Source organism: Acinetobacter sp. A22 (genome assembly GCF_030913345.1).
Taxonomy (GTDB): domain Bacteria; phylum Pseudomonadota; class Gammaproteobacteria; order Pseudomonadales; family Moraxellaceae; genus Acinetobacter; species Acinetobacter junii.
Genome location: NZ_CP133162.1, coordinates 420,609 through 444,956 on the forward strand (window position 1 = coordinate 420,609; position 24,348 = coordinate 444,956).

Here is a 24,348-nt window from a genome sequence, read left to right on the forward strand (position 1 = left end):
GTATTCGTTGATAATTTCAACTAAAAAAGTATGTTTTTTTATGTCAGTTCATCACTAAGCTGCATTGCTTCAGTCAATGCTTCATGTAAACGAGCTACAGCAATGATTTGAACACCATCAATACTTTTTTGTGGCGCATTTGCTCTTGGTAAAATCACATATTTAAAACCATGTTTTGCCGCTTCTTTTAAGCGTTCCTGACCATTCGGAACAGGGCGTATTTCTCCCGATAAACCAACTTCACCAAAAACAGCTAGTTGTTGTGGTAATGCTTTACCACGCAAACTTGAAGCGCAGGCGAGTAATACCGCTAGATCTGAACCAGTTTCCGTGATCTTTAATCCACCTACGACATTGACATAAACATCTTGTCCCGCGGTTTGAACACCACCATGTCGATGCATTACCGCAAGTAGCATGTTCAGACGATTTTGTTCAAGTCCTAATGCAACACGCCGAGGTTGAGCATGTGCATCATCAACAAGAGCTTGAACTTCGACGAGTAATGGGCGAGTGCCTTCACGGCTAATCATCACAATTGAACCCGGAATGGCTTCATCATAACGACTGAGGAAAATAGCGGAGGGATTAGCGACTTCTCGTAGCCCTTTATCGGTCATGCCAAAGACACCTAGCTCGTTGACTGCTCCGAAACGGTTTTTCACGGCACGAATCATACGATATCGAGAATCCGACTGACCTTCGAAATACAGTACGCAATCCACCATATGTTCAAGCACACGTGGTCCAGCTAAAGCACCTTCTTTAGTTACATGCCCCACGATAAATAACGCTGTTCCGCTATTTTTTGCAAAACGTGTGAGTAGGGCTGCTGATTCACGGATTTGAGAGACACCACCCGGTGCAGATTGTAAGGTTTCTGTATATAAGGTCTGAATCGAGTCTAAAATCGCAACGGCTGGTCTTTCTTGAGCCAATACTTCACAGATTCTTTCCACACAGGTTTCAGCCATTACTTTGAGCTGGTCTGTAGGTAAATCTAATCGCTGCGCACGTAAAGCGACTTGTGATAATGATTCTTCACCTGTGACATAAAGCGCGGAACTTTTAGCTGCTGCCATGTGAGTAGCTGTTTGCAATAAGATGGTAGATTTTCCGATACCGGGGTCACCACCGATTAAAACGACTGATCCAGTCACTAAACCGCCACCGAGTACGCGATCAAATTCGCCAATCCCAGTAGGTAGACGAGTTTCATGTGAAACGGAAATTTTATTTAGAGTTGTGATGCTCGCTGCTTGACCTGCATAACCGCCTCCCATCTTTGATTGCGCTCTGTGGGATACGATTGGCTCTATGCGAACTTCTACGAGGCTATTCCATTCTCCACATTCAGAGCATTGTCCTGCCCATTTTGGATGATCGGCGCCACATTGTTCACATCGATAAACAGTTTTAATTTTTGCCATATATAAAATTGAAAATTTGCGATAAATTAGTTAAAAAGTAGAGTAATTACGGAAAAGATCAATATCGTTCATTTTCTTGATAAGGAATTAAGAGTAAACGGTGTTTTCGTAATTGACTGGTTAAAGGGAAGTGCTCAGAAAAATAACACGATATAAGACTTTTACAAGTAAGATATAGTAGGTTTTTGAGTCGAAAAATTCTTTAAATTCACTTTTTCCACGGAAGGTCTTTGAGCATTTGCTCATTTGTTGTCATAAGAATTATATTGAATGGCATAAATATTGCTGATGCTCAGACAAATGAAAATGTATCAATTGATATATTTTTAAATTATACAAAAGGTTGGTGTTCATGAGTGCAGCAGAAATTGTTGATTGGATAAATAGTATTATTTGGAGCAAAGCTCTGATCTATTTATGTTTAGGTGCAGGTTTATTTTTCTCCGTCCTAACAAGGTTTGTTCAAGTTCGTCAGATCAAAGATATGATAAGGCTCCTCATTAAAGGAGGCTCATCAGCACAAGGTATTTCTTCGTTTCAAGCACTCGCTGTTTCACTGTCAGGTCGTGTTGGTGTAGGTAATATTGCAGGCGTTGCTGCCGCAATTGGTTTTGGTGGACCAGGTGCAGTCTTCTGGATGTGGGTCGTTGCCTTTCTAGGAGCAAGTACCGCATATGTTGAATCAACCTTGGGTCAAATCTATAAAGTTGAATATCAAGGTCAATATCGTGGTGGACCTGCATTCTATTTTGACCGTGGTCTAGGTCAACGTTGGTTAGGGATTCTATTTGCAATCGCAGCAATTATTTCATGTGGTTTATTCTTACCAGGTATTCAAGCAAATGCGGTTGGTAACGCATTCACTCAAATTACTGGTGAAGGTGCGATTGTATTTGGAAACGTCGGTACTTATAAGCTTTTAGCTTTAGTTGTGATTGTGGCATTACTTGCGGTCATTATCTTTGGTGGTATTAAACGAATTGCAAAATTTGCTGAATTCGTGGTGCCATTTATGGCGGCTGGCTATATTTTGATGGCTTTAATTATTGTCTTCATCAACATTGATAAGTTACCTGGTGTGATTTCCTTAATTTTTGCTGACGCCTTTTCTCCTATGGCAGGTCTGGGTGCTGCAATTGGTTGGGGGGTAAAACGTGGTGTTTATTCGAATGAAGCAGGACAGGGTACAGGACCACATGCCGCTGCCGCAGCTGAGGTACAGCATCCTGCGCAACAAGGTTTAGTACAAGCATTCTCGATTTATGTAGATACTTTATTCGTGTGTTCAGCAACTGCGTTTATGATTTTGATCACGGGCATGTATAACGTTCAAGGTACATTAGAAGCTGGGCAATTTATTGTACAAAACGTTGCTGCTACAGCTGAAATTGGTTCGCCAGCATTTACACAAATGGCTGTGAGCACGGTATTTGGTGGTTTTGGACAAATCTTTGTTGCGTTAGCTGTATTCTTCTTCGCATTTACAACGATTGTTGCCTATTACTATATCGCTGAAACCAACATTACTTATTTAAGTTATATTACCAAAACTCCATCTTTATTATTTATCACCAAATGCTTCATCATTCTTTCTGTTTCATATGGCGTAATCAGTGCGACGGGCTATATTTGGGGAATTGGTGATATCGGTGTGGGCTTAATGGCTTGGATTAACATCATTGGTATTATTGTGACTTACTTCATTTGGAAACCAACGATTAAAGCATTAAGAGATTATGAACAGCAGCAAAAAGCGGGTGTTAAAGAGTTTACTTTTGATCCAGTAAAACTTGGTATTCGTAATGCTACGTTCTGGGAAGATCGTATTAAGAATAAACAAAAGTAATATCATAATAAATTAAAGTAAAAATCTAGATATAAAGGCAGCCTTCAGAGGCTGCTTTTTTATTGCCTAATTTTTAAGCTATTGAAAAATATGGAGTCAAAAAAGTGCATTGAGTTGGTACATCCTTGTGCGTATGATCAGGCCCATTTGTATTTAACTTGAAATGTTGAGTTGTACAGGCAGAAAATTGGTTAGCTAAAACATCATCAAAACAATTTACAGTGCAAGAAGATGCCATTAAATGGTGCGAATTGTCATTTTGATTTGATCATTAGCTAATGAACGAAAGATACTGGAGAGTTTTTGTAAAAATGTCGAATCAAAATTTAGGTGAGGTCAACGAGCAAAGTGGGCTTCACCGTAGTCTATCTAATCGACATCTTCAACTGATTGCAATTGGTGGCGCAATCGGCACAGGATTGTTTATGGGTTCAGGTAAAACGATTAGTTTAGCTGGTCCATCAATTCTATTTATTTATATGTTGATTGGTTTGATGGTGTTCTTTGTCATGCGTGCATTGGGCGAATTATTGCTTTCAAATCTAAACTATAAATCATTTATTGATTTATCAACTGACCTGATTGGTCCGTGGGCAGGTTATTTCGTTGGCTGGACGTATTGGTTATGTTGGGTCACGATTGGTATTGCTGACCTGTCCGCGATCATTTATTACCTCGAATTTTTTAATGGTGGACAGTCATTTACGCCTTTAGGTGGTTTGTTGATTAGTACCGTTGCTATAGCATTCGTATTGAGTCTGAATCTCGTTACCGTGAAGTTATTTGGTGAAATGGAATTCTGGTTTGCAATGGTGAAAATCACAGCGATTATTGTATTAATCCTTGTAGGTTTATGGATGATTTTCACTGGTTTTACCAATACATCGGGAACTGTAGCCAGCGTTTCAAACTTATGGACGCATGGAGGTATGTTCCCTAAAGGCTTCGAAGGGTTCCTTGCAGGATTCCAAATTGCAATTTTTGCATTTGTTGGGGTAGAGCTTGTCGGAACTACGGCTGCTGAAACTCAAGACCCTCAGCGAAACTTACCCAAAGCGATTAACTCGATTCCAATACGTATTATCATTTTCTATGTCTTGGCTCTTTTTGTCGTCATGAGTGTCACGCCTTGGGATCAGATCAATCCTAAAGTCAGCCCATTTGTGAATATTTTCTCTCAGGCTGGTATTGCATCTGCTGCAATTATTATGAATTTGGTGGTGTTATCTTCGGTAATGTCATCTATGAACAGTGGGGTATTCTCAACGAGTCGTATGCTTTTTGGTTTATCAACAGATAAACAAGCGCCACGACTATTTGCAGGTTTGTCTAAAGCAGCTGTTCCAGCAAACGCATTGATTTTCTCCGCGATCTGTATTTTCATCGGTGCATTGATTCAGTTTGTATATAAATAGGACTTACGCATTGACAGATTCAAAAAAGTATTAAAATGCTTTATAAAGTATCTGTGATTAGACGAATTAAACATGCTTCTACAGCAACCTGTACTCTACCCATTTATATGGGCTTTCTCATGACAGAACCGAACTCTATTAGCTGCACACAACTTGCCGAGACTTATAACATCTCGCATGATAGTGTAAATCGCTTTCTAGAGCGTGAAGACTACACACCTCACGACCTATATCAAGAATCAATTCAACATATTGATAATAATAAACTTATAGTCAGTATTGATGATACTGTTTTAGATAAACCATATAGTCAGCATATGGACTTAGTTAGCTATTTTTGGTCAGGCAAACACCACCGATCCGTCAAGGGTATTAATCTCATTACCTTGTATGCGACAGATCAAAATGGTCAAAATATTCCAATTAATTTCCGAATTTATGACAAATCTGAAAGTAAAACCAAGAATGATTACTTTATGGATATGTTAAGTGAAGTACTCAGTTGGGGTGCAAAGATTCAATTTATTACAGGTGATAGTTGGTATTCATCGACTGGAAATCTAAAAACCATAAGAAAATATGGTATTCGATTTATGTTTGGTATCGACTGTAACCGTAAGGTTTCCCCAGAAAAAGGACAATGGTTTCAACTGCGTTTATTGCCAGATTTTCATCAGGGTCAAGTGGTCTGGCTCAAAGATTTTGGCTTTGTACAATTATTTAAGACTCAGTTAAAAGAACAGCAGAGGTTTTATATTGTGCATCAAGATGAAGATGATTTATTGTCCTTTGAGGGTTTTCATGAATTACATTCAAGTCATTGGAAAATAGAGCAATATCACCGAGTGATTAAACAGGTTTGTCATATTGAAAAGTTTCAAGTAAGACGATCTAAACTGATTTTGAATCATATTTTTGCAGCCTTGATGGCCTACGTCGAGATACAAAAGAACCAGTTTGAGCGGATCTTTGAAAATGTATATCGTTGGCAGAAGAAATTATTTAGACCAATCATCAAAGACTTCATTGATGACTTTATTCTCGATAAAAATCATCTCCTACCACAGAGAATCTATAAATAATAGTGCGTAAGTCCTATATAAATTACAAAGTGGAACTAACGATGAAGTAACAGCATTTGTTTTGGCAACGACCTTATCTACGATTTTGTTTATTTGCGTTTGGATCATCATTATGTGGAGTTATATGAACTACCGCAAACGATCTCCTGAACTTCATGAGCAGTCAATTTTTAAATTGCCAGGTGGTGTGGTGACATGCTGGATCGTGATCATTTTCTTCTTATGTACGATTGGCGTTTTAGCATTGGATGAAGATACTCGAAAATCTCTGATTGTCAGTCCAATTTGGTTCATTATTCTGATCATTGGTTATTTCTTCGCAAAGAAAAAATAAGATCAACCGTGATATATGAAAACGTCAGCTTATGTTGGCGTTTTTTTATGTTTGGACTTTAGCCAATTTGAGGTTCACGCTATACTGCTCCGAATTGTAAAAATTAGGTGCTCAGATGCTTAAAGTCATTTGTTCGATCAGTTTATTGTTTAGCAGTATTGTATTAACAGCGTGTGGTCAATCTGGTGCTTTACAGTTACCGTCTGATCCAAACCATGATAAAAGAGCAAAGTATTTGCTTTACAAAAACGATGCATCGCAATCTCAAAGCTCATCTGATCAAAAGGATGATGATACTCAAGTTGAAAACTCAGCATCATCATCACAGTAGTCAAAACCATCTCACCTTAAGTTTGTAAATAAGGACATCTTCATGAGTTTCACTCGCATTAATGGCGTATTGCATGCTGAGCAATGTTCACTTGATCAGCTCGCGCAGCAATTCGGCACGCCACTCTATGTTTATTCCAAAGCAATTTTGGAAAAACATTATCTAGATATGGATCGTGCTTTTGATTTTATTGATCATCAAATCTGTTTTGCGGTGAAATCAAACTCAAACTTAGCTGTTCTTAATGTATTGGCAAAACTAGGTGCTGGTTTTGATATTGTGACTGGTGGAGAGCTTGCCCGCGTTCTTGCAGCTGGTGGTAATCCAGCGAAGATCGTTTTTTCAGGCTTGGGTAAGTCAGAAGCAGACATTGAAAAAGCATTAGATGTTGGCATCGCTTGTTTCAATGTCGAATCTTATGCTGAACTTGATCGTATTCAGAAAGTTGCAGCTAAACTTGGTAAAAAAGCTCCGATTTCATTGCGTGTCAATCCAGATGTTGATGCAAAGACGCATCCTTATATTTCAACAGGCTTGAAAGAAAATAAATTCGGTATCCCAAGCGATACAGTGTATGAAACTTATCAATACGCAGCGTCTTTACCAAACTTAGAAATTGTCGGGATCGACTGTCATATTGGATCACAGTTGACTGAGACCAAGCCATTCGTTGATGCGCTTGATCGTGTGGTTTTAATGATTGAAGAGTTGAAAAAGTTAGGCATCAACCTCAAACATATTGATATTGGTGGTGGTTTAGGTGTGCGCTATAAAGATGAAACACCGCCAACCGTTGCTGAATATGCAAATGCGATGCGCCCTGTATTAGAAAAACTAGGTTTGAAAGTTTATATGGAGCCTGGTCGTAGTATTTCTGCAAATGCAGGTGCATTATTAACAAAGGTTGATTTGTTGAAACCAACGAATCATCGAAATTTTGCAATTATTGACGCTGCAATGAACGATTTGATTCGTCCTGCTTTATATGAAGCATGGATGGATATTCAATCTGTTGCCCCACATTCAGATGTTGAAGTAAAAACATGGGATTTGGTCGGTGCGATCTGTGAAACAGGTGATTTCTTGGGGAAACAGCGTGATTTAGCGCTGCAAGAAAATGATGTCTTAGCGGTATTGGGTGCTGGAGCTTATGGTTTTGTAATGAGCTCAAACTATAATACACGTGGTCGTGCTGCTGAAGTGATGATCAGTGGTGATCAAGCTTATTTAATACGTGAGCGTGAAACCATCGAATCACTTTGGGAAAAAGAACGTTTATTGCCTGAGGAGTAAATTGGATGTATTTAGAATTTACCAAAATGCATGGTTTGGGCAATGATTTTATGGTTGTTGACCTTGTCACCCAACGCGCTTATTTAGATACTGTCACGATTCAGCGTTTAGCAGATCGTCATTTTGGCGTGGGCTTTGATCAGTTACTTATCGTTGAACCGCCTGATTTTCCAGATGCTGACTTTAAATACCGTATTTTTAACGCAGATGGTTCTGAAGTTGAACAGTGTGGTAATGGTGTGCGTTGTTTCGCTCGATTTGTACATGAGCGCCAACTGACGACTAAAACTAAGATTCGTGTGCAAACAAAAGCAGGTATTGTAGAGCCTGAATTGGGAGCAAATGGTTGGGTACGTGTCAACATGGGTCCGCCGAAGTTTCTTCCAGCTGAGATTCCATTCCTAACGGATGAACACGAAGACACTGAAGGTCTTTACAAACTGGGTCTTGCTGATAATAAAAGCATCAACATTGATGTCGTTAACATGGGAAATCCTCATGCGGTTACGATCGTGCCAGATGTATTAACGGCTGATGTTGCAGGAATCGGTCCTCAAGTTGAATCACATGCTCGTTTTCCAGCAAGAGTAAATGCTGGTTTTATGCAAATCGTTGATGAAAAACATATTCGCTTACGTGTGTTTGAACGTGGTGTAGGTGAGACTTTAGCTTGTGGTACAGGTGCTTGTGCCGCTGCTGTCAGTGGTATGCGCCGTGGTTTACTCGCTAATGAAGTTGAAGTTCAGTTAGCGGGTGGGAAATTGCATATAGCTTGGCGTGAAGGCGATGTGGTGTGGATGACAGGTCCAACAACACATGTTTATGATGCGCGTCTGGATTTAAGATATTTCCAAAGCTAAATTGAGTGGTAAATAAACACCTTGCACTTAGTAGGGTGTTTATCTCTAAGAATAATAAGTCTCAAGGATAATAATGAATAACTTGGTTTTTCTTCCAGGCGCTTCAGGTAATACACAATTTTGGTATCCTTTAATTGCACAACTACCCAAAACTTACACAAAGCAAGTGATTGCCTATTCAAGTTTCCATGGTGTGGCTGCACATCCTGATATAAATAGTTTTGATGATTTGAGTGATTATGTTGTTGAGCAGATTCAACAACCTTCAATCTTAATTGCACAGTCAATGGGTGGAATCTTTGCGATCAAAGCTGCACTAGAAAAAAACTCTTTAATAAAAGGTTTAATCTTGATTGCAACCTCGGGTGGGGTCAATTTAGATCAGTTTCAGGTTCAAGATTGGCGTGAATTTTATCAGCAAGAATATATTGAATATCCTGATTGGTTTGTGACAACGAAAGTTGATTATGAGGCGTTTTTGCCCAATATTAATGTGGAAACTTTACTGATCTGGGGTGATCAAGATCCAATTAGCCCCGTTGAGGTAGGTAAGTATCTAAATCATTTAATTGAAAAATCTGATTTATATATTGTCGAAGGTGGTGATCATCAGTTGGCAGAAAAATGTGCCAATGAAGTCGCGTTGCAAATTAATATTTTTTTAGAAACTATTTAGCTTTATATCGAGTGTGTTCCACAAACACGCTATTGGATTGATTATCTTTTACTAAATGCTAGTTTTAAGGCAAACAGTATAAAAATACTGCCAGTAATACGATCCATATACTTAATAAACTTTGGTCGTTTTAAGGTAAGCGTCCGCTGAACACACCTTATGAATTCATCCTATAAGCCTTAATTTAGTCCCCACTTAAAAACAAGTGGGGACTAAAATTTATGACTACAAATCACCAGACATCCATCGCATCTCTTGCGAAAAAACGAAGAACATACAGTGCTGAATTTAAACAGCAGATCGTTCAGGCTTGTAAAGCACCGGACGTTTCAATTGCTTCGGTCGCTTTGCAACATGGATTGAATACAAATCTTGTATCCAAATGGATTCGCTTAATTGATGGTAAGCCAGGGAATGATCGCTCACCACTACCGAATAAACCTGCATTTATTGCCTTATCTTGCTCTGCACCATTAGATCCTACTCCTACTGACATGTTAACGGTTCAAATTACTTTACCCCACTCAAAAGCAGAAATTGGCTTGAAATGGCAAGTATCAGAAATATCTGCTTTAGCAGAATTACTCAAGGCACTTGCAACATGATCCGCATTGATGAAATCTGGCTTTCTACCCAACCTCTGGATATGCGAGCAGGGATGGATACTGTCATTGCTCAGGTGGTGAGAACCTTTGGCTCGATCAAGCCGCACTGTGCTTACCTGTTCTGTAATAAACGTGGTCATCGTATGAAAGTACTGGTGCATGATGGACTGGGCATCTGGCTGTGTGCCCGGCGGCTGGAACAGGGCAAATTTCACTGGGCTAAGCTTCACCAAGGTGAAACCGTGGCCCTCAGCCCGGAACAGTTACAGGCACTGATCCAGGGTTTGCCCTGGCAGCGCATTGGACGACAGCAGGTGGTGACGATGCTTTAAACCAGGCTGTTCCATTCCGCTATTCTCCAAACGTTCTATTTCATTCTTCTCATGACCTCAGGCATACTGCGGTCATGAATACGCTGCCTGACTTAAGCCAACTGACCCATGAACAACTGCTGGAATTTACCAGACAGTTGGCGCTGCAGCATCAGTCTCTAGCACAATCAAACCAGCAATTAGATGCCAGAGTTCAACATCTTGAAGTCACCAATCAGCAATTAGATTCTAAAGTTCAACATCTTTCTATTCTCAATCAAAAATACGAGCATGAACTCGCACTATTTAAACAGCACAAATTCGGCAGTAAAAACGAACATCTCACTGCAAAACAAATCCATCTCTGGGATGAAGCGGTTGAAGAAGATATTGCTGCTGTTGATCTGGAACTGGAACGGCTGAATGCAGATAAAACCGATGCAGCGACACAGAAAGCCAAAACCAATAAACCTAAACGTCGACTGCTGCCCGATCATCTACACACCATTCGTATTGAGCATGAACCAGCATCAACCCAATGCAGTTGTGGCTGCCAGTTACGTCGTATCGGCGAAGATATCAGTGAAAAACTGCATTTCAGACCGGCACAGTTCTATAAGGAACAGCATGTGCGTGGCAAATGGGTCTGTGATCAGTGTGACACCCTGACTCAGCAAGCGATGCCCGCCTATGTGATTGATAAAGGCATTGCTTCACCTGAACTGCTCAGCCATGTGCTGGTATCGAAGTATGCCGATCATTTGCCGCTGTACCGTCAGCGCCTGATCTATCAGCGGGCGGGCATTGATCTGTCCAGATCTACTTTATCTGACTGGATAGGTCGCTGCGGTGTGGAACTGGAACCTCTGGCCAATGCCTTAAAACAGGTGGTGCTGCAACAGCGGGTGATCCATGCAGATGAAACACCAGTCACCATTATGCGGATGGGTGATGATGAGAAAAAACCGAAGAAAGGTTATGTCTGGGCCTATGCCACTACACAGTACAATCCAGTTCAAGCGGTGATCTATGACTTTCAGGATAGCCGTTCAGGTCAGCATGCTGCAGAGTTCTTGAATGGCTGGCAGGGTTATCTGGTCTGTGATGATTACAGTGGTTATAAAGCACGCTTTAAATCAGGCGATGTCATTGAGGTGGGCTGCATGGCGCATGCACGTCGTAAATTCCATGAGCTACATGTGACTGGGAAAAGTCAGATCGCTGAACAGGCATTACTGATGATTCAGAAACTGTATGCGATAGAAGCCGAACTCAGGAAAAAGACCGATAGTACAGCAGAACACCGCCGCGAATACCGACAACAGCACAGCCAACCGGTGATGCAACAACTGTATGAATGGCTCAACCAACATTATCTGACGGTGCCATCGAGTTCTCCAACCGCCAAGGCCATCAATTACAGTCTGAAGCGTTGGCCAGCCTTAAGCCGCTATCTGGATGATGGCAATCTACCCATTGACAATAACTGGGCAGAGAACTCAATGCGCCCCTGGGCATTGGGCCGTAAGAACTGGTTGTTTGCAGGTTCGCTGCGCAGTGGACAGCGAGCGGCAAATATCATGACTTTAATCCAGTCAGCAAAGCTGAATGGGTTGGATCCGTATGCCTATCTCAGTGATGTGCTGAAAAGGCTGCCGACGCATAAAGCGACCCAAATAGAAGAATTACTGCCACATCGCTGGAAATCCAACTCAAATTAAAAAATAGGCATGGGGTTCAGCGGACGCTTACGTTTTAAGTAAGCAGAGATTGATTGCATCGCAGAAATTAAAATGATAGACCAAATAATCCCAATCACAACATGGATCATGACTAAGCCCATAGTCCAAATCACAGGAGAAGCAGTGTGTGGAATAAATTGAGGAAGAAAGGAGAGGTAAAAGACACCTACTTTGGGATTGAGTAAGTTTCCCAAAAAACCTTTAACAAACCAATTTTGAGTATTCGTCGTATCATTTATATCTGCAAGTTGAGTTCGTGGTTTCAATAGTAAATTTAAACCAAGCCAAGCTAAGTAGGCTGCTCCCATCCATTTCAGCATGTTAAATGCCAAATCAGAAGTCATTAAAAGCGCACCTAACCCACAAGCAACAACTACACCCCAAACAATACAGCCTAGCGTGATACCCAAAGCTGCTTGAAAGGCTTTAGCTTTTCCTTCAATAGTTGCTGTGCGAATAACTAAAGTTGTATCCAATCCAGGTGTAATGGTCAGTAAAGTGATTGCAATCAGGTAAGGGATCAGAAGAGTAAGCATTATATAAAGCCACCGCTCGAAACTTGAAATTTATTGTATTACATCAATTGTTCATCTTCGATGCTTGTATAATCTTTAATGAATAAAAATTTGTTAAACTACGCTATAAATAGCACATGCAAACAAGAGAATATAGCTTGGAAGCTCCTGAAAAACTGCTATCAATGTGGTTAAAAGAACGAATTATTCAAAATCAGTCAGAACATACGATTGAAGCTTATCAACGTGATCTTACTGATTTTTTCAACTTTTGTGACAGCAAGAGTTTAGCTTTATACGATATTGAAGCATCTGACTTACGCGAATATTTGGCAAATCGTGTTGAAAAAGATCAGTTAAGTTCAAGCAGTTTGCAGCGTCATTTGACCTCAATACGCCAGTTCATGAAGTGGGCTGAGCAAGGACAATATTTACAACAAAATCCATCAGAAGATTTTAAGTTAAAAAGACAGCCTAGACCCTTGCCAGGTATGGTTGATATTGAAACTGTACATCAAATTTTAGACCAAGCTCCACCAGATAAACCAATTGAACAGCAGTTGTGGCTGCGTGACAAAGCGATACTGGAATTACTTTATTCCAGTGGACTGCGGCTCGCTGAATTACAAGGTTTGATGATTAAAGATATCGACTTCAATCGTCAATTGTTAAGAATTACAGGTAAAGGCAATAAGACTCGAATCGTTCCGTTTGGTCAGAAAGCGAAAGTTAGTCTAATTGAATGGCTGAAAATTTATCGAATCTGGCAAGGTGAATTTAACTTAGATAGTGCTGTTTTTATCTCACAACGTGGTAATCGACTTACCCCTCGACAAATTGAGAATCGGGTCAAGCTACAAGCACAAAGAGCTGGAGTGAATGTTGATTTACACCCTCATTTGTTGAGACATTGTTTTGCCAGTCATATGTTATCTGCAAGTGGTGATCTAAGGTCAGTGCAAGAAATGTTAGGACATAGCAATTTGTCTACTACACAAATTTATACACATGTTGATTTTGATCAATTGGCAAGAGTTTATGATCAAACCCATCCACGGGCTCAAAAAGACTAAATTTGGTTATATTATGTTGCAAAGTTGGGTGATTAATAAGCGACTATTAAAATGTGATGAGAGTGAATCATGTCGGTTTTGGGTTCTTACTTTATTGCCAATATTTTTTTAAGCCTAAAAGGGGATTTGATTTGCACGAAATGATCCGTTACAGATCCATCAAATTTAAAAAATAGTCGATATTTAGGTTGTTGAATTATATTAAAATATTAAAAAAATCAAAGCCTAATGAATATCCTATTAAATACACAACAATTCAATTACATCAATAACTACAAATAAGTGAACTGAGCATTTCATCTTTTTTATACCCCGAGCAGAAATTGTGACTTGACCGAAATGCCAAATACATTGCAAGATAGGGCACCTAAAAAGTTTCAAACGAAGAGTTAGAATACTCTTCACTACATTTACTTGCTTAGAACAGCCGAGGATTACATGAAGGCTCTTGTCGCTGTAAAACGTGTGGTTGATGCCAACGTTAAAGTTCGTGTTAAGCCGGACAATAGTGGGGTTGACCTTACTAACGTTAAAATGTCAATCAACCCATTCTGTGAAATCGCAGTGGAAGAAGCGGTTCGCTTAAAAGAAAAAGGAACAGTTTCTGAAATCGTTGTTGTTTCAGTGGGTCCTAAAGATGCTCAAGAACAAATCCGTTCTGCAATGGCTTTAGGTGCTGACCGTGGTATTTTAGTTGAAACTGCTGATGAAATTGGTGCTCTAGAAGTTGCTAAAATCCTCAAAGGCGTTGTTGATGCTGAGAAGCCAGAACTTATTCTTCTTGGTAAACAAGCAATTGATGACGACTCTAACCAAGTAGGTCAAATGCTTGGCGCTTTACTTGGTGCTGGTCAAGGTACTTTCGCATCTGAAGTTAAAGTTGACGGCGGTAAAGTTCAAGTTACTCGTGAAATCGACGGTGGTTTACAAACTGTTGAGCTTGCACTTCCTGCAATCATCACAACTGACTTACGTTTGAATGAGCCACGTTATGCTGCTCTTCCAAACATTATGAAAGCTCGTAAGAAGCCGCTTGATACTAAATCTCCTGCTGATTATGGCGTTGCAACTGGTACTAAACTTAAAACTGTTAAAGTAGAAGCACCTGCTGAACGTAAAGCTGGCGTACAAGTGAAGTCTGTAGACGAGCTTGTTGAAAAATTGAAAAACGAAGCGAAAGTGATCTAATACAGAAGGATACAATCATGAGTATTTTAGTTATCGCTGATCACAACAACCAGACACTTAACGGTGCAACTTTAAACGTTGTTGCGGCAGCTCAAAAAATCGGTGGTGATATTACTGTATTAGTTGCTGGTTCTGGCGCTCAAGCAGTTGCTGATGCTGCTGCTAAAATTGCTGGTGTGAGCAAAGTATTACTTGCTGACAATGCTGCTTATGCAAACCAATTGGCTGAAAACGTAGCTGCTTTAGTTGCGGATTTAGCGAAAGGTTACAAATACGTATTAGCTGCTTCTACAACAACTGGTAAGAACATTCTTCCACGTGTTGCTGCACTTCTTGACGTAAGCATGATTTCAGACATCATTGCTGTTGAATCTGCAAATACTTTCAAGCGTCCTATCTATGCTGGTAACGCGATTGCAACTGTTCAATCAGATGAAGCGATTATCGTAGGTACAGTTCGTGGTACAGCATTTGATCCTGTAGCTGCTGAAGGCGGTTCTGCTGTAGTCGAAGCTGTTGCTGAGGTGAAAGATGCTGGTATTTCTAAGTTTGTAAGCGAAGAAATCGTGAAACTTGATCGCCCAGAATTAACTGCTGCGCGTATCGTTGTTTCTGGTGGTCGTGGTGTAGGTTCTGGTGAGAACTACCATAAAGTACTTGACCCATTAGCTGACAAGCTTGGTGCTGCACAAGGTGCATCACGTGCAGCAGTTGATGCTGGTTTCGTACCTAACGACTTCCAAGTTGGTCAAACTGGTAAAATCGTTGCGCCTGACCTATACATGGCGATCGGTATCTCTGGTGCGATTCAGCACTTAGCTGGTATGAAAGATTCTAAAGTTATTGTTGCTATCAACAAAGACGAAGAAGCACCAATCAACAGCGTTGCTGACTACTGGTTAGTTGGTGATTTGAACACTGTTGTACCAGAATTGGTATCTAAACTTTAATTCACTGAATTAAAGTTTAAAGCGCTCTTGCGCAGGCGGTTAAAGCGATGCTTTACTGCTCTGCTCAGGAGCGCTTTTTTATGTTAAAAATAATAATAAAAATGGATCTAATTAATGAGTTATAGTTTTAAAAAATATTTTTTGATGTTGGCAAATTATAACGCTTGGGCGAATCAAAAATTATTCTCTGTTTTAAAAGACTTAAATGAAGACGAAATCAATCAAAATTGTGGGGCTTATTTCGAGTCATTGTTTCGCACAGCAAATCATATATTGGTCGCTGATATTTTATGGTTCGAGCGTATACATGGGGCAGTGCAGTCTCAGTATGCTTTAGATGAGATCGTTCATGCAGACTTAGATTCGCTCACTAATGCGAGATTCCTTAAAGATCAAAGCATGATTGCATTCGTGCAGCAGCTTAATGATGAAGCATTTCATGGTACTATTTCTTACACACGACACGGGCAGCGCCATACTGAGCCTCTTATTGAAGTGCTTGCGCATGTCTTTAATCATCAGACCCATCACCGTGGTCAGCTGCATAGCATGATTTTTCAAATCACAGGCGTTTCATTAGCATTGGATTTAATATATTTCCAAAGAGAGCAAGCAGATTTATATCGCTAATTACATAAAAATGATCATAAATTTTAATTCGTAATCGACGTGAAGTAATGATTTTAAGATTAAAATTTTATGATGTTTTTGCGTGTATTTTAGCCACCATGTTAAAAAAAGATTGTTGAAAGTGCACAATCAAAAAATATTTTTTAACTTACTAATTCTAATCAATTTTTTATTGTAAAAAAATGCTATTTTCAATGGGTTTAACTCCCTGTTAGTTGGTTGTTTATGCTATAATTTTTCGCTGTATTTTTTATTTTTAGTTCAATCTTTTTGAGCTAAATTTTTGCAAGATTGAAGACATAAAAACAGGTAGATGTTTCTATCTGTAAACAAGGAGTATGCATGAGCGTATCGGAAATCAGACCGATTGCCATTGAGGACGAACTCAAGCATTCATATTTAGATTATGCAATGAGCGTAATCGTATCTCGTGCATTGCCAGATGTGAGAGACGGTCTCAAACCTGTTCATCGTCGCGTATTATTCGCAATGCACGAATTGGGCAATGATTATAACAAAGCGTATAAAAAATCTGCTCGTGTGGTGGGTGATGTAATCGGTAAATATCACCCTCATGGTGATAGTGCAGTCTATGAAACGATTGTTCGTATGGCTCAAGATTTTAGCTTGCGTTATATGTTGGTCGATGGTCAAGGTAACTTTGGTTCTGTCGATGGCGATAGTGCGGCGGCAATGCGTTATACCGAAGTCCGCATGCAAAAGCTTACCCATGAAATTTTGGCCGACTTAGAAAAAGACACGGTTGATTGGGAAGATAACTACGACGGTTCTGAGCGTATTCCGCAAGTGATGCCAACTCGTATTCCTAATCTTTTGATCAATGGTACAACAGGTATTGCAGTAGGTATGGCGACCAATATGGCGCCGCATAATATGACTCAGGTCGTCAATGCTTGTTTAGCCTATGCCAATAATCCGAATATTTCTATTGAAGGATTGATGGAGCATATTACTGGTCCTGACTTCCCAACTGGCGGTATTATTTACGGTAAATCAGGTATTGTTGATGCTTATCGTACGGGTAAAGGTCGTCTTCATATCCGTGGTAAGTATCATTTCGAAGAAGATCAGAAAACGGGTCGTACGACTATCGTCTTTACTGAAATTCCATATCAGGTCAATAAAGCAAAAACGATTGAGCGTATAGCTGAACTGGTTAAAGAAAAGAAACTTGAAGGAATTTCTGAACTTCGAGATGAGTCAGATAAGGAAGGGATGCGTATTGCAATTGATTTGAAGCGTGGCGAAAACGCGGAAGTCATTGTAAATAATTTATTCTTACACACCCAACTGCAAAACTCTTTCAGCATCAATATGGTCTGCCTAGATAATGGTCAGCCAAAATTGATGAATCTTAAAGATATTATTGCGGCATTTATCCGTCACCGCCAAGAAGTTGTGACACGCCGCACCATGTATGAGCTTCGCAAAGCACGTGAACGTGGGCATATCTTAGAAGGTTTGACTGTTGCATTAGCGAATATTGATGCCATTATTGAAACCATTAAGACTTCTGCCAATCCTAGTGAAGCACGTGAGCGTTTACAGGCTGGTGAATGGGCTGGTGGTGGTGTTGTCGCACTTCTAGAAAAAGCTGGCGCTATTTCAGTTCGTCCAGATGAAATTGAAGGGGAAGATCCCGCACGTCCATTTGGTCTGTCAGGAGAAATTTATCGTTTATCACCAACACAGGTGAATGCGATTCTTGAATTACGTTTACATCGTTTGACGGGTCTTGAACAAGATAAGTTGCACGCTGAATATACTGAGATTTTAGGTCAAATTGCTGAATTAACGGCGATTTTAAATGACTTTAATTTATTGATGAACGTAATTCGTGAAGAGCTTGCTTTAATCCTGCAACAGTATGGTGATGCACGCCGCACAGAAATAGTTGAATCTGGTGTTGATTTCTGTCGTGAAGACTTAATCCCTGAAGAACAAGTAGTACTCACTGTTTCTCAAACAGGTTATGCAAAAACTCAACCACTTTCGGATTATCAAGCTCAACGTCGTGGTGGTCGTGGTAAATCTGCAACTTCAATGAAAGATGATGATATTATTCAGCATTTGATTGTTGCATCTAACCACGCGACAGTATTGTGCTTTACCAATGTTGGTAAAGTTTATCGCTTGAGAGTGTTTGAGGTACCTCAAGCCTCTCGTGGTGCTAAAGGACGCCCGATGGTGAACTTGTTACCATTGGAAGCGAATGAAACGATTACCGCGATCTTACCGTTGACTGAGTTCCCTGAAAATCACTATGTGTTTATGGCTACGGCATCAGGTACGGTTAAACGTGTTGAGTTAGAACAATTTAGTAATGTTCGCTCTAATGGCTTACGTGCTATTGAGTTAAATGAAGAAGATACCTTGATCGGTGTTGCGATTACGGATGGTAATCAGCAGATCATGTTGTTCTCAAATGAAGGTAAAGCGATTCGCTTTGCTGAGACAGATGTTCGTGCAATGGGACGTACTGCGAAAGGTGTACGTGGTATGCGTGTTAGTTTTGCAAGTAACACGATCGACGTAGAAGATGCTGAAGTTGAAAATGATGACAGCGATGATAATGACGATTCTTCTGATTCAAATGTTGTAAGCCGTATTGTTTCACTTGTTGTTGTTCCAGAAACAGGTGAAGTGTTATGTGCTTGTGCAAATGGATATGGTAAGCGTACTCCAGTTGATGACTTCCCGACCAAGAAACGTGGTGGTAAGGGTGTTATTGCGATTAAAACGAGTGAGCGTAATGGTGAGTTAATCAGTGCTGTATCGATTGATGAAACCAAAGAGCTGATGTTGATTTCTGATGGTGGTACTTTGGTTCGTACACGTGCAGCAGAAGTGGCAACCACAGGTCGTAACGCGCAAGGTGTTCGTCTGATTCGATTGAGTGACGCAGAGACATTAGTAGGTGTTGTATCTATTGAAGCTGTAGAAGAAGACGAAGAGTTAGAGACTGTAGAGCAATCAGTAGAAAATACTGAGCTTGATGCTTTAAATTCTGAGGAAGCTTTAGTAGAACCTAAAGATGATACTCCAGAAGCTTAAGTTATAAGTTGTTAAAAAAAGGAAGCTAATTAGCTTCCTTTTTTATTGGCTTTAGCATGACTAAACGATAATAAGAGCAAGCCAACAAGATTCCACCAAGAGTTGCTAGATAAATCAGTTTAGGTATCACGATTGCTGTAGGTACACCCATCTGATTTAATTGCACAAACATTTGAACACCATGTGTAGATGGAAGAATCCAAGCTAAATATTGCATCCATTCAGGCATTGCGGCATGTGGCCAAGCAGTACCTGTTAATAAGAAAAGAGGAACTGAGGTGACAACAATTAAATGTCCTACACGTTCAGGCATATCCACCAAAGATCCAACCAGCATCGCTAGACCGATAATACAACTTACATAAACTGGCGTTGCAAGTAGCATTCCCCAGAAATTTCCACCATGAGGATAGTCATAAAGCCAAAATGTAAAACCGAAGAGATATAAACAACCAAGACAACCTATTGTGAGAATTGTTGTAAAAGTTGCCCAAAACTCGATTGGTTTTGCAATCCAACCTGATTCACGATAGCTCGCAATCAACATAGCGAGACCTAATAACAGTGTCTGATGAATGATTAAACTCGCAACAGCGGGAAAAATATAACTTCCATATCCAGATAATGTATTAAAGAGCGGAATTTGATGAATAGAAAGTTCTGGTTTAAAAGGAGTTGCATCACCGAATTTTTCCAAAAATTCTTGCAAGGTTGCTTCAATAGAACCTGCTAAACCTATGCCGACTTCTTTCGTTTGAATGAAATAAGCTGTACTTAAATATAGACCTATGCCTCCCATTTCACCACGTGTGATGCTATTGGTCAGATTGTCGGGTAAAAGTAAAATACCTTCTGCTTGCTGATTTTGAACTAATTTTTTTGCCTCTAAGAAATTATCAGTTACTGTCATGATTTTCACATGAGGACTATTTGAAACTTGGCTAATGATTTTCGAACTTAAAACACTTTGCTCTTCATCTACGATAACAATCGGAATATCTTCCGCTGTTTGTGCTTTATAAGCAGTTGGATAGAAAAAACTATATAAAATGACAGCAGCAATGAGCGTGGTGAAGATTGAGGTATTTGCTGCAATATTTTTAAAGGTTTGCAGATAATAATTTAAAAATGTTTTCATACGCATTGCTCCTGAGTCAATTTTCGAAGTAAGCGAATACTCACAAAGAAGAACAATGCTGAGAAAGCAATTAAGATAGAAAGTGGAATAAGTGAAATTATTGGATCGCTGCCAATCACCCATTGTTCAGTTTGTAACTTTGCATAAGGTGTATAGGGAATCAGCATTGACCAAATTTGAGTAAATACAGGTGCATTATTTAGGGGGAGGGTGATTCCTGAAAAACTAGGAGAAGAACCACCATACAGAGCTAAAAAGCCAAAGGTTTTTGCCAGATCTTGCGTCGCCAATACTACAGAACTACTAATGACGGCATAGGCGAAGTACAAGAAAAATTGAGCGGTAAGGATTAAACAGATGGAACCTGCTATGAAATAACCTCGGATATTCGATAGCCAAAACATCCAACACCAAGTCCAAAAGCAAAAAATGAGTACATAAACTAATAATTTACCGAGTAAAGTGTGGATTGAATTTCCACCAGTAACCCACTGATTGAATGTATTACGTTTAAATTCCTGTCCAACTGCAAAAGCAACACAACAGCATAATAATAAATGTAAAACTGCTGGCACCATAAATGGCTCCAAGAACAGTTCATAACTCATATTAGGATTATATAAAGTGGATATTTTTATGTGAGGTGTAGGCATTTCTATATAGGGGATGGTATTTGACAAATAATCATCTCCCATATATTCAGCAATTCCATTTAAGGTGCTGATCAACATCGCTGATGAGATTGTATTTCCAATGCTAAAGAAAGATTGATTATAAGCAATACTAATTTGTGCATCTTGTGCACTAACTAAGCGCTGCTCAGCACCTTCAGGAATAAATACAAAACCCCAAGCATCTGTTTTATTGATTAATTGTTCTGCTTCATCTTGACTGGTTGTAATCGTTTTAATTTTTATAGTGTGATTCACGCTCAAAGCATGAATAACTTTTCTGCTCATCTCGCTTTGATCTTGATCAATCACAACGATGGGTAAGTGATCAGGTTTACCAGCTGAAAACATGCTGCCAAAAAGTATAATGACCAATAATGGCGCGATGATTGCCATAAATAAATCAGCTTTATAGCGCTTTAAATAGCGTATTTCACGAAGCATTATGGCAAGCATGTGTTACTTTGCCTCTTCGATATTAAATAAAACGCTCATCCCAACTTTGAGATCGGGAATTTTTTCTGTAGGGCTTAGATGGAATTTAAAGCTTCGAATATCATATCCACCTGTTTGTCGCGTAGTTTTTATCGTTGCAAACTCACCCTCAGCATCGATTTTCTTTACTTTAAATGTGACACTTTGATTCAATGCAGGAATGAAGCCTTCTAAGGTTTTTGACTTATGGATTGAGTTGTAGATATCTTCTCTTACATTGAGACTGACCCATAATTCCTGATCTTCAAGGATGCTGACTACAGGTACACCAGTAGCAACAAATTCAGTTGGTTTACCATATGTTTTGGAAACAGTGCCATCAATTGGCGCATAAAGTTTTGTTTCGGCAGTTAAAGCATTTGCTTCATTCACCGCAGCTTGAGCAATAGCAACTTGAGCATCAGCGGTAGATTTTTGTTGTTGTGTACTGCCGCGTTTGGCGCGTGCATATTGTTGGTAAGCTGCTTCAGCGGCTTCTTTTGCAGAGGTTTGAGCTGCAAGCATTTCATCTCGTCGTTGACGAGAAATAACACCTTGTTGATAAAGGTTTTCACCTCGTTTGTAAGTCGTTGCAGCTAGGTCAGCTTGGGTCTTCATTGCTTGCCAGTTAGCGTATAGCGTATCAATGTTTTCTTGTTGAGAACCTCTATAGATTGTTGATTGAAAAGCGAGTGCACTTTGTAGTGCTGCTTGAGCTTGTTCTTTTTTTGCATCAAGTTCAGGGCTTACGAAACGAACAAGAGCTTGTCCTTTTTTTACTGGTTGTCCATCAGTGACATAGAATTCTTCAATACGACTAGGAACTTTGGTACTGATATGAACAGTTTCAGCTTCCACTCGACCTTGTAACTCGATTGATTTTGGTTGATAGGCTTTCCATAAGCCAAAAGCAATCAAACTCAAGAGTAATAAGATAATAATGACGATCAGGATTTTTATTTTTGCATTATTTGAAGGTGGTGATGGTGTACCTGAATCAGTTTTAGATTGATCAACTTGACTGTCTGTTGAGTTTTCGATGATCTCACTATTAGGATTATCTTCTGCATTGGGTGATGAAATATTTTGATTCATGATGTACTCCAATTAACGAATATAATCCGTACGAGGTTGGTTCACATAAAGCTTAAATTCTTCGATTGAACCGTAGCTTTGTAATAATGTTGCTAAAGATAATATGTATTTATAAGCATTTATCGCCATTTCACCTTTTAAAGCATTCAGCGCATTTTGTGCATCGATCACTTGTGTTGCTGTTCCCATACCTTCTTTAAAAGATAATTGTTGAATACGTAAGTTTTCTTCGGCTGCACGAGTATTTTTTATTAAGAGTTGATGACTTGTTTGAGATGCATTCAACTCACTATATGATTTATATAAAATATTTTCGATTTCTTGTTTTGTACGTTCAGTCATCATTTCTGCTGCATACCGTTTCAATTCAGCAGCATGAATATTTTTATTTTTATCAATACCAGAGAATAAATTGTATTTCGCCATCACGCCGATAATCCAATTTTCTTTATCATCTAACCCGTATTCACCAAAGGCAAATACACTTGGTTTTTTGGCTGCTTGCTGGATACGGATATTTTCATTTGCCAATTGGGTATCCATCTGTAATTTTTTTACTAAACTTGAGTTTTGATCATAATTGCTAAGAAAAGTTTCTAAATCATTTTTTTGAGTGGTATTTACAAATAATGGTGTACTTAAGCTAAGACGATCACTGGTTTTGAGTAAATTTTTTAAACTAAACAAGCTTGCTTGTAGGTTAGATTGTGCGTTTTGATAAGCCCGATCAGCATTATTTAAGGCGACTTCAAACTGCATACGTTGTCCTTTATTAATAAACCCTTGTTTTTCAAGTTTTAGGGCATTGTTATAATGCTGTTGCATCGCATTAAAATTAAATAGGCTGACATTGGCTAACTGCTGTTGTAGTTGGGCATTAAAATAAGCTTGGATCATTTCAAAACGCTGAGCATCTTGCTGTTGTTTCTCGCTAATTGTTGAGCGTTGAGCCTGCAAAGTCGCTATTTGCTTGGCACTTGAGATTTTCCCTCCTGTATATAATGGCATAACCATAGAAACTGAAGTTCTTACATCCTGATCTTTGACGGTTACATCAACATTATTGGGTACTTTATTTAGACCATCACTAACAACTTGATCAAAACCTTGGCTTATTTGATCAATGACTTCTGGTGATAATACGTTTTCCCATTGAGAAAGTTTTTCATCAAATCCGCGTGTAAGTGAGTTTTCCAAACGACGTTTGCCTGACTCTAATGGGACGCTAGTTTCACTATGAAATGAATAGGCAGTTGCATTGAGATCAATACGGGGGAGCCCAAGATTTTTTATGGCATCCATTTCTAGTTGAGCTGATTGCTGCAAGGCTCTTTGTGCTTGTGTGCTATATGCATTCTCAACGATATATTGCTCAGCTTCACTATAGCTAATAGTTTGAGCAAATATTGAACTTGTAAAAAAACTACATGTGATTATATGGATACACATGCTTAGTTTTTTTTGAAACCGTTTGACCCTTAAATTTGGTCGATTATTTTGTTTCAACATTTGAGTTTGTCGCAATTTAATAATACTCGCGTTAGTCTAAGTTCTTTTTGTAAAATTAAAATATTATGTTTTTAATTAAATAGTTATACAACCTGAATTGGTGTA

Annotated in this window: 20 protein-coding genes and 3 pseudogenes; 16 read left to right on the top strand and 7 right to left on the bottom strand. The window is 39.3% G+C overall.

The genetic code is table 11. The features are described from left to right. Positions 1 to 38 precede the first annotated feature (38 nt). Positions 39 to 1,430, bottom strand: coding sequence for a DNA repair protein RadA (gene radA / locus Q9Q86_RS02065; RefSeq protein WP_004913691.1), 1,392 nt, complete (start codon positions 1,428 to 1,430; stop codon positions 39 to 41). A 352-nt stretch (positions 1,431 to 1,782) separates the two neighbouring features. On the opposite strand from radA, the gene Q9Q86_RS02070 reads away from it, so the two are divergent. The 8 genes and pseudogenes from Q9Q86_RS02070 (at position 1,783) to Q9Q86_RS02105 (ending at position 9,267) form a co-directional block, all read left to right on the top strand. After that, the gene (locus Q9Q86_RS02070; protein WP_004952886.1) at positions 1,783 to 3,276 is read left to right on the top strand and encodes a sodium:alanine symporter family protein; all 1,494 of its coding nucleotides are present in this window, start codon (positions 1,783 to 1,785) and stop codon (positions 3,274 to 3,276) included. Between the two features lie 311 nt (positions 3,277 to 3,587). Beyond that, a pseudogene (locus Q9Q86_RS02075) lies at positions 3,588 to 4,679 on the top strand (amino acid permease); the annotation flags it as partial. Positions 4,680 to 4,744: 65 nt separating this feature from the next. Then, positions 4,745 to 5,773 carry an IS701-like element ISAba11 family transposase gene (locus tag Q9Q86_RS02080; protein WP_142028625.1) on the top strand — a complete coding sequence of 343 codons (1,029 nt, stop codon included), beginning with the start codon at positions 4,745 to 4,747 and terminating at the stop codon, positions 5,771 to 5,773. 13 nt (positions 5,774 to 5,786) lie between these two features. Further along, positions 5,787 to 6,107 (top strand): annotated as a pseudogene (locus tag Q9Q86_RS02085) (amino acid transporter); the annotation flags it as partial. Between the two features lie 115 nt (positions 6,108 to 6,222). Further along, on the top strand, positions 6,223 to 6,438 hold the full coding sequence (locus Q9Q86_RS02090) for a lipoprotein (protein WP_042891851.1): 216 nt from the start codon (positions 6,223 to 6,225) through the stop codon (positions 6,436 to 6,438). A 42-nt stretch (positions 6,439 to 6,480) separates the two neighbouring features. Further along, complete coding sequence (lysA, locus tag Q9Q86_RS02095) at positions 6,481 to 7,731, top strand: diaminopimelate decarboxylase (RefSeq protein WP_042891850.1); 1,251 nt, start codon at positions 6,481 to 6,483, stop codon at positions 7,729 to 7,731. A gap of 5 nt (positions 7,732 to 7,736) precedes the next feature. Then, positions 7,737 to 8,591, top strand: a complete 855-nt coding sequence (gene dapF / locus Q9Q86_RS02100) for a diaminopimelate epimerase (protein WP_004913683.1) — start codon at positions 7,737 to 7,739, stop codon at positions 8,589 to 8,591. Between the two features lie 73 nt (positions 8,592 to 8,664). Continuing rightward, a complete protein-coding gene (locus tag Q9Q86_RS02105) occupies positions 8,665 to 9,267 on the top strand; it encodes an alpha/beta fold hydrolase (RefSeq protein ID WP_112987607.1) in 603 nt (200 codons plus the stop codon). Between the two features lie 41 nt (positions 9,268 to 9,308). Here Q9Q86_RS02105 and Q9Q86_RS17455 read toward each other — a convergent pair. After that, positions 9,309 to 9,401, bottom strand: a pseudogene (locus Q9Q86_RS17455) (LysE family translocator); the annotation flags it as partial. 87 nt (positions 9,402 to 9,488) lie between these two features. On the opposite strand from Q9Q86_RS17455, the gene Q9Q86_RS02110 reads away from it, so the two are divergent. The 3 genes from Q9Q86_RS02110 to Q9Q86_RS02120 all read left to right on the top strand — a co-directional run bounded on the left by Q9Q86_RS02110 (position 9,489) and on the right by Q9Q86_RS02120 (position 11,904). Next, complete coding sequence (locus Q9Q86_RS02110; protein WP_004762545.1) at positions 9,489 to 9,872, top strand: transposase; 384 nt, start codon at positions 9,489 to 9,491, stop codon at positions 9,870 to 9,872. Continuing rightward, a complete protein-coding gene (gene tnpB / locus Q9Q86_RS02115) occupies positions 9,869 to 10,204 on the top strand; it encodes an IS66 family insertion sequence element accessory protein TnpB (protein WP_157938043.1) in 336 nt (111 codons plus the stop codon). The genes Q9Q86_RS02110 and tnpB overlap by 4 nt, the downstream gene beginning before the upstream one ends. Before the next feature lie 74 nt (positions 10,205 to 10,278). After that, on the top strand, positions 10,279 to 11,904 hold the full coding sequence (locus tag Q9Q86_RS02120) for an IS66 family transposase (RefSeq protein ID WP_157938044.1): 1,626 nt from the start codon (positions 10,279 to 10,281) through the stop codon (positions 11,902 to 11,904). Here the strand turns inward: Q9Q86_RS02120 and Q9Q86_RS02125 are convergent. Beyond that, on the bottom strand, positions 11,901 to 12,461 hold the full coding sequence (locus Q9Q86_RS02125; protein ID WP_112986297.1) for a LysE family translocator: 561 nt from the start codon (positions 12,459 to 12,461) through the stop codon (positions 11,901 to 11,903). The two genes, Q9Q86_RS02120 and Q9Q86_RS02125, sit on opposite strands and share 4 nt — an antisense overlap. Before the next feature lie 164 nt (positions 12,462 to 12,625). On the opposite strand from Q9Q86_RS02125, the gene xerA reads away from it, so the two are divergent. From xerA to gyrA, 5 genes are all read left to right on the top strand, one after another. Further along, on the top strand, positions 12,626 to 13,513 hold the full coding sequence (gene xerA, locus Q9Q86_RS02130; protein ID WP_171293745.1) for a site-specific tyrosine recombinase/integron integrase: 888 nt from the start codon (positions 12,626 to 12,628) through the stop codon (positions 13,511 to 13,513). A 438-nt stretch (positions 13,514 to 13,951) separates the two neighbouring features. Further along, positions 13,952 to 14,701: an electron transfer flavoprotein subunit beta/FixA family protein gene (locus Q9Q86_RS02135; protein WP_004952901.1), complete on the top strand. Its 750-nt coding sequence runs from the start codon at positions 13,952 to 13,954 to the stop codon at positions 14,699 to 14,701. Between the two features lie 17 nt (positions 14,702 to 14,718). Further along, positions 14,719 to 15,651, top strand: coding sequence for an electron transfer flavoprotein subunit alpha/FixB family protein (locus tag Q9Q86_RS02140; RefSeq protein ID WP_004959875.1), 933 nt, complete (start codon positions 14,719 to 14,721; stop codon positions 15,649 to 15,651). 114 nt (positions 15,652 to 15,765) lie between these two features. Further along, the gene (locus Q9Q86_RS02145) at positions 15,766 to 16,281 is read left to right on the top strand and encodes a DinB family protein (protein ID WP_004959871.1); all 516 of its coding nucleotides are present in this window, start codon (positions 15,766 to 15,768) and stop codon (positions 16,279 to 16,281) included. A gap of 342 nt (positions 16,282 to 16,623) precedes the next feature. Beyond that, positions 16,624 to 19,356: a DNA gyrase subunit A gene (gene gyrA, locus Q9Q86_RS02150; protein ID WP_112986295.1), complete on the top strand. Its 2,733-nt coding sequence runs from the start codon at positions 16,624 to 16,626 to the stop codon at positions 19,354 to 19,356. 25 nt (positions 19,357 to 19,381) lie between these two features. Here the strand turns inward: gyrA and Q9Q86_RS02155 are convergent, their stop codons facing one another. The 4 genes from Q9Q86_RS02155 to Q9Q86_RS02170 are packed head-to-tail and all read right to left on the bottom strand — an operon-like array spanning position 19,382 to position 24,243. Then, positions 19,382 to 20,494, bottom strand: coding sequence for an ABC transporter permease (locus tag Q9Q86_RS02155; protein ID WP_112986294.1), 1,113 nt, complete (start codon positions 20,492 to 20,494; stop codon positions 19,382 to 19,384). Further along, positions 20,491 to 21,621 carry an ABC transporter permease gene (locus tag Q9Q86_RS02160; protein ID WP_112986293.1) on the bottom strand — a complete coding sequence of 377 codons (1,131 nt, stop codon included), beginning with the start codon at positions 21,619 to 21,621 and terminating at the stop codon, positions 20,491 to 20,493. Before Q9Q86_RS02160 ends, Q9Q86_RS02155 begins: the two co-directional genes overlap by 4 nt. Before the next feature lie 3 nt (positions 21,622 to 21,624). After that, a complete protein-coding gene (locus Q9Q86_RS02165) occupies positions 21,625 to 22,734 on the bottom strand; it encodes an HlyD family secretion protein (RefSeq protein WP_112986292.1) in 1,110 nt (369 codons plus the stop codon). Between the two features lie 12 nt (positions 22,735 to 22,746). Continuing rightward, positions 22,747 to 24,243 (bottom strand): TolC family protein, encoded by a 1,497-nt coding sequence (locus Q9Q86_RS02170; protein WP_112986291.1) that lies wholly within the window; start codon positions 24,241 to 24,243, stop codon positions 22,747 to 22,749. Positions 24,244 to 24,348 lie beyond the last annotated feature (105 nt).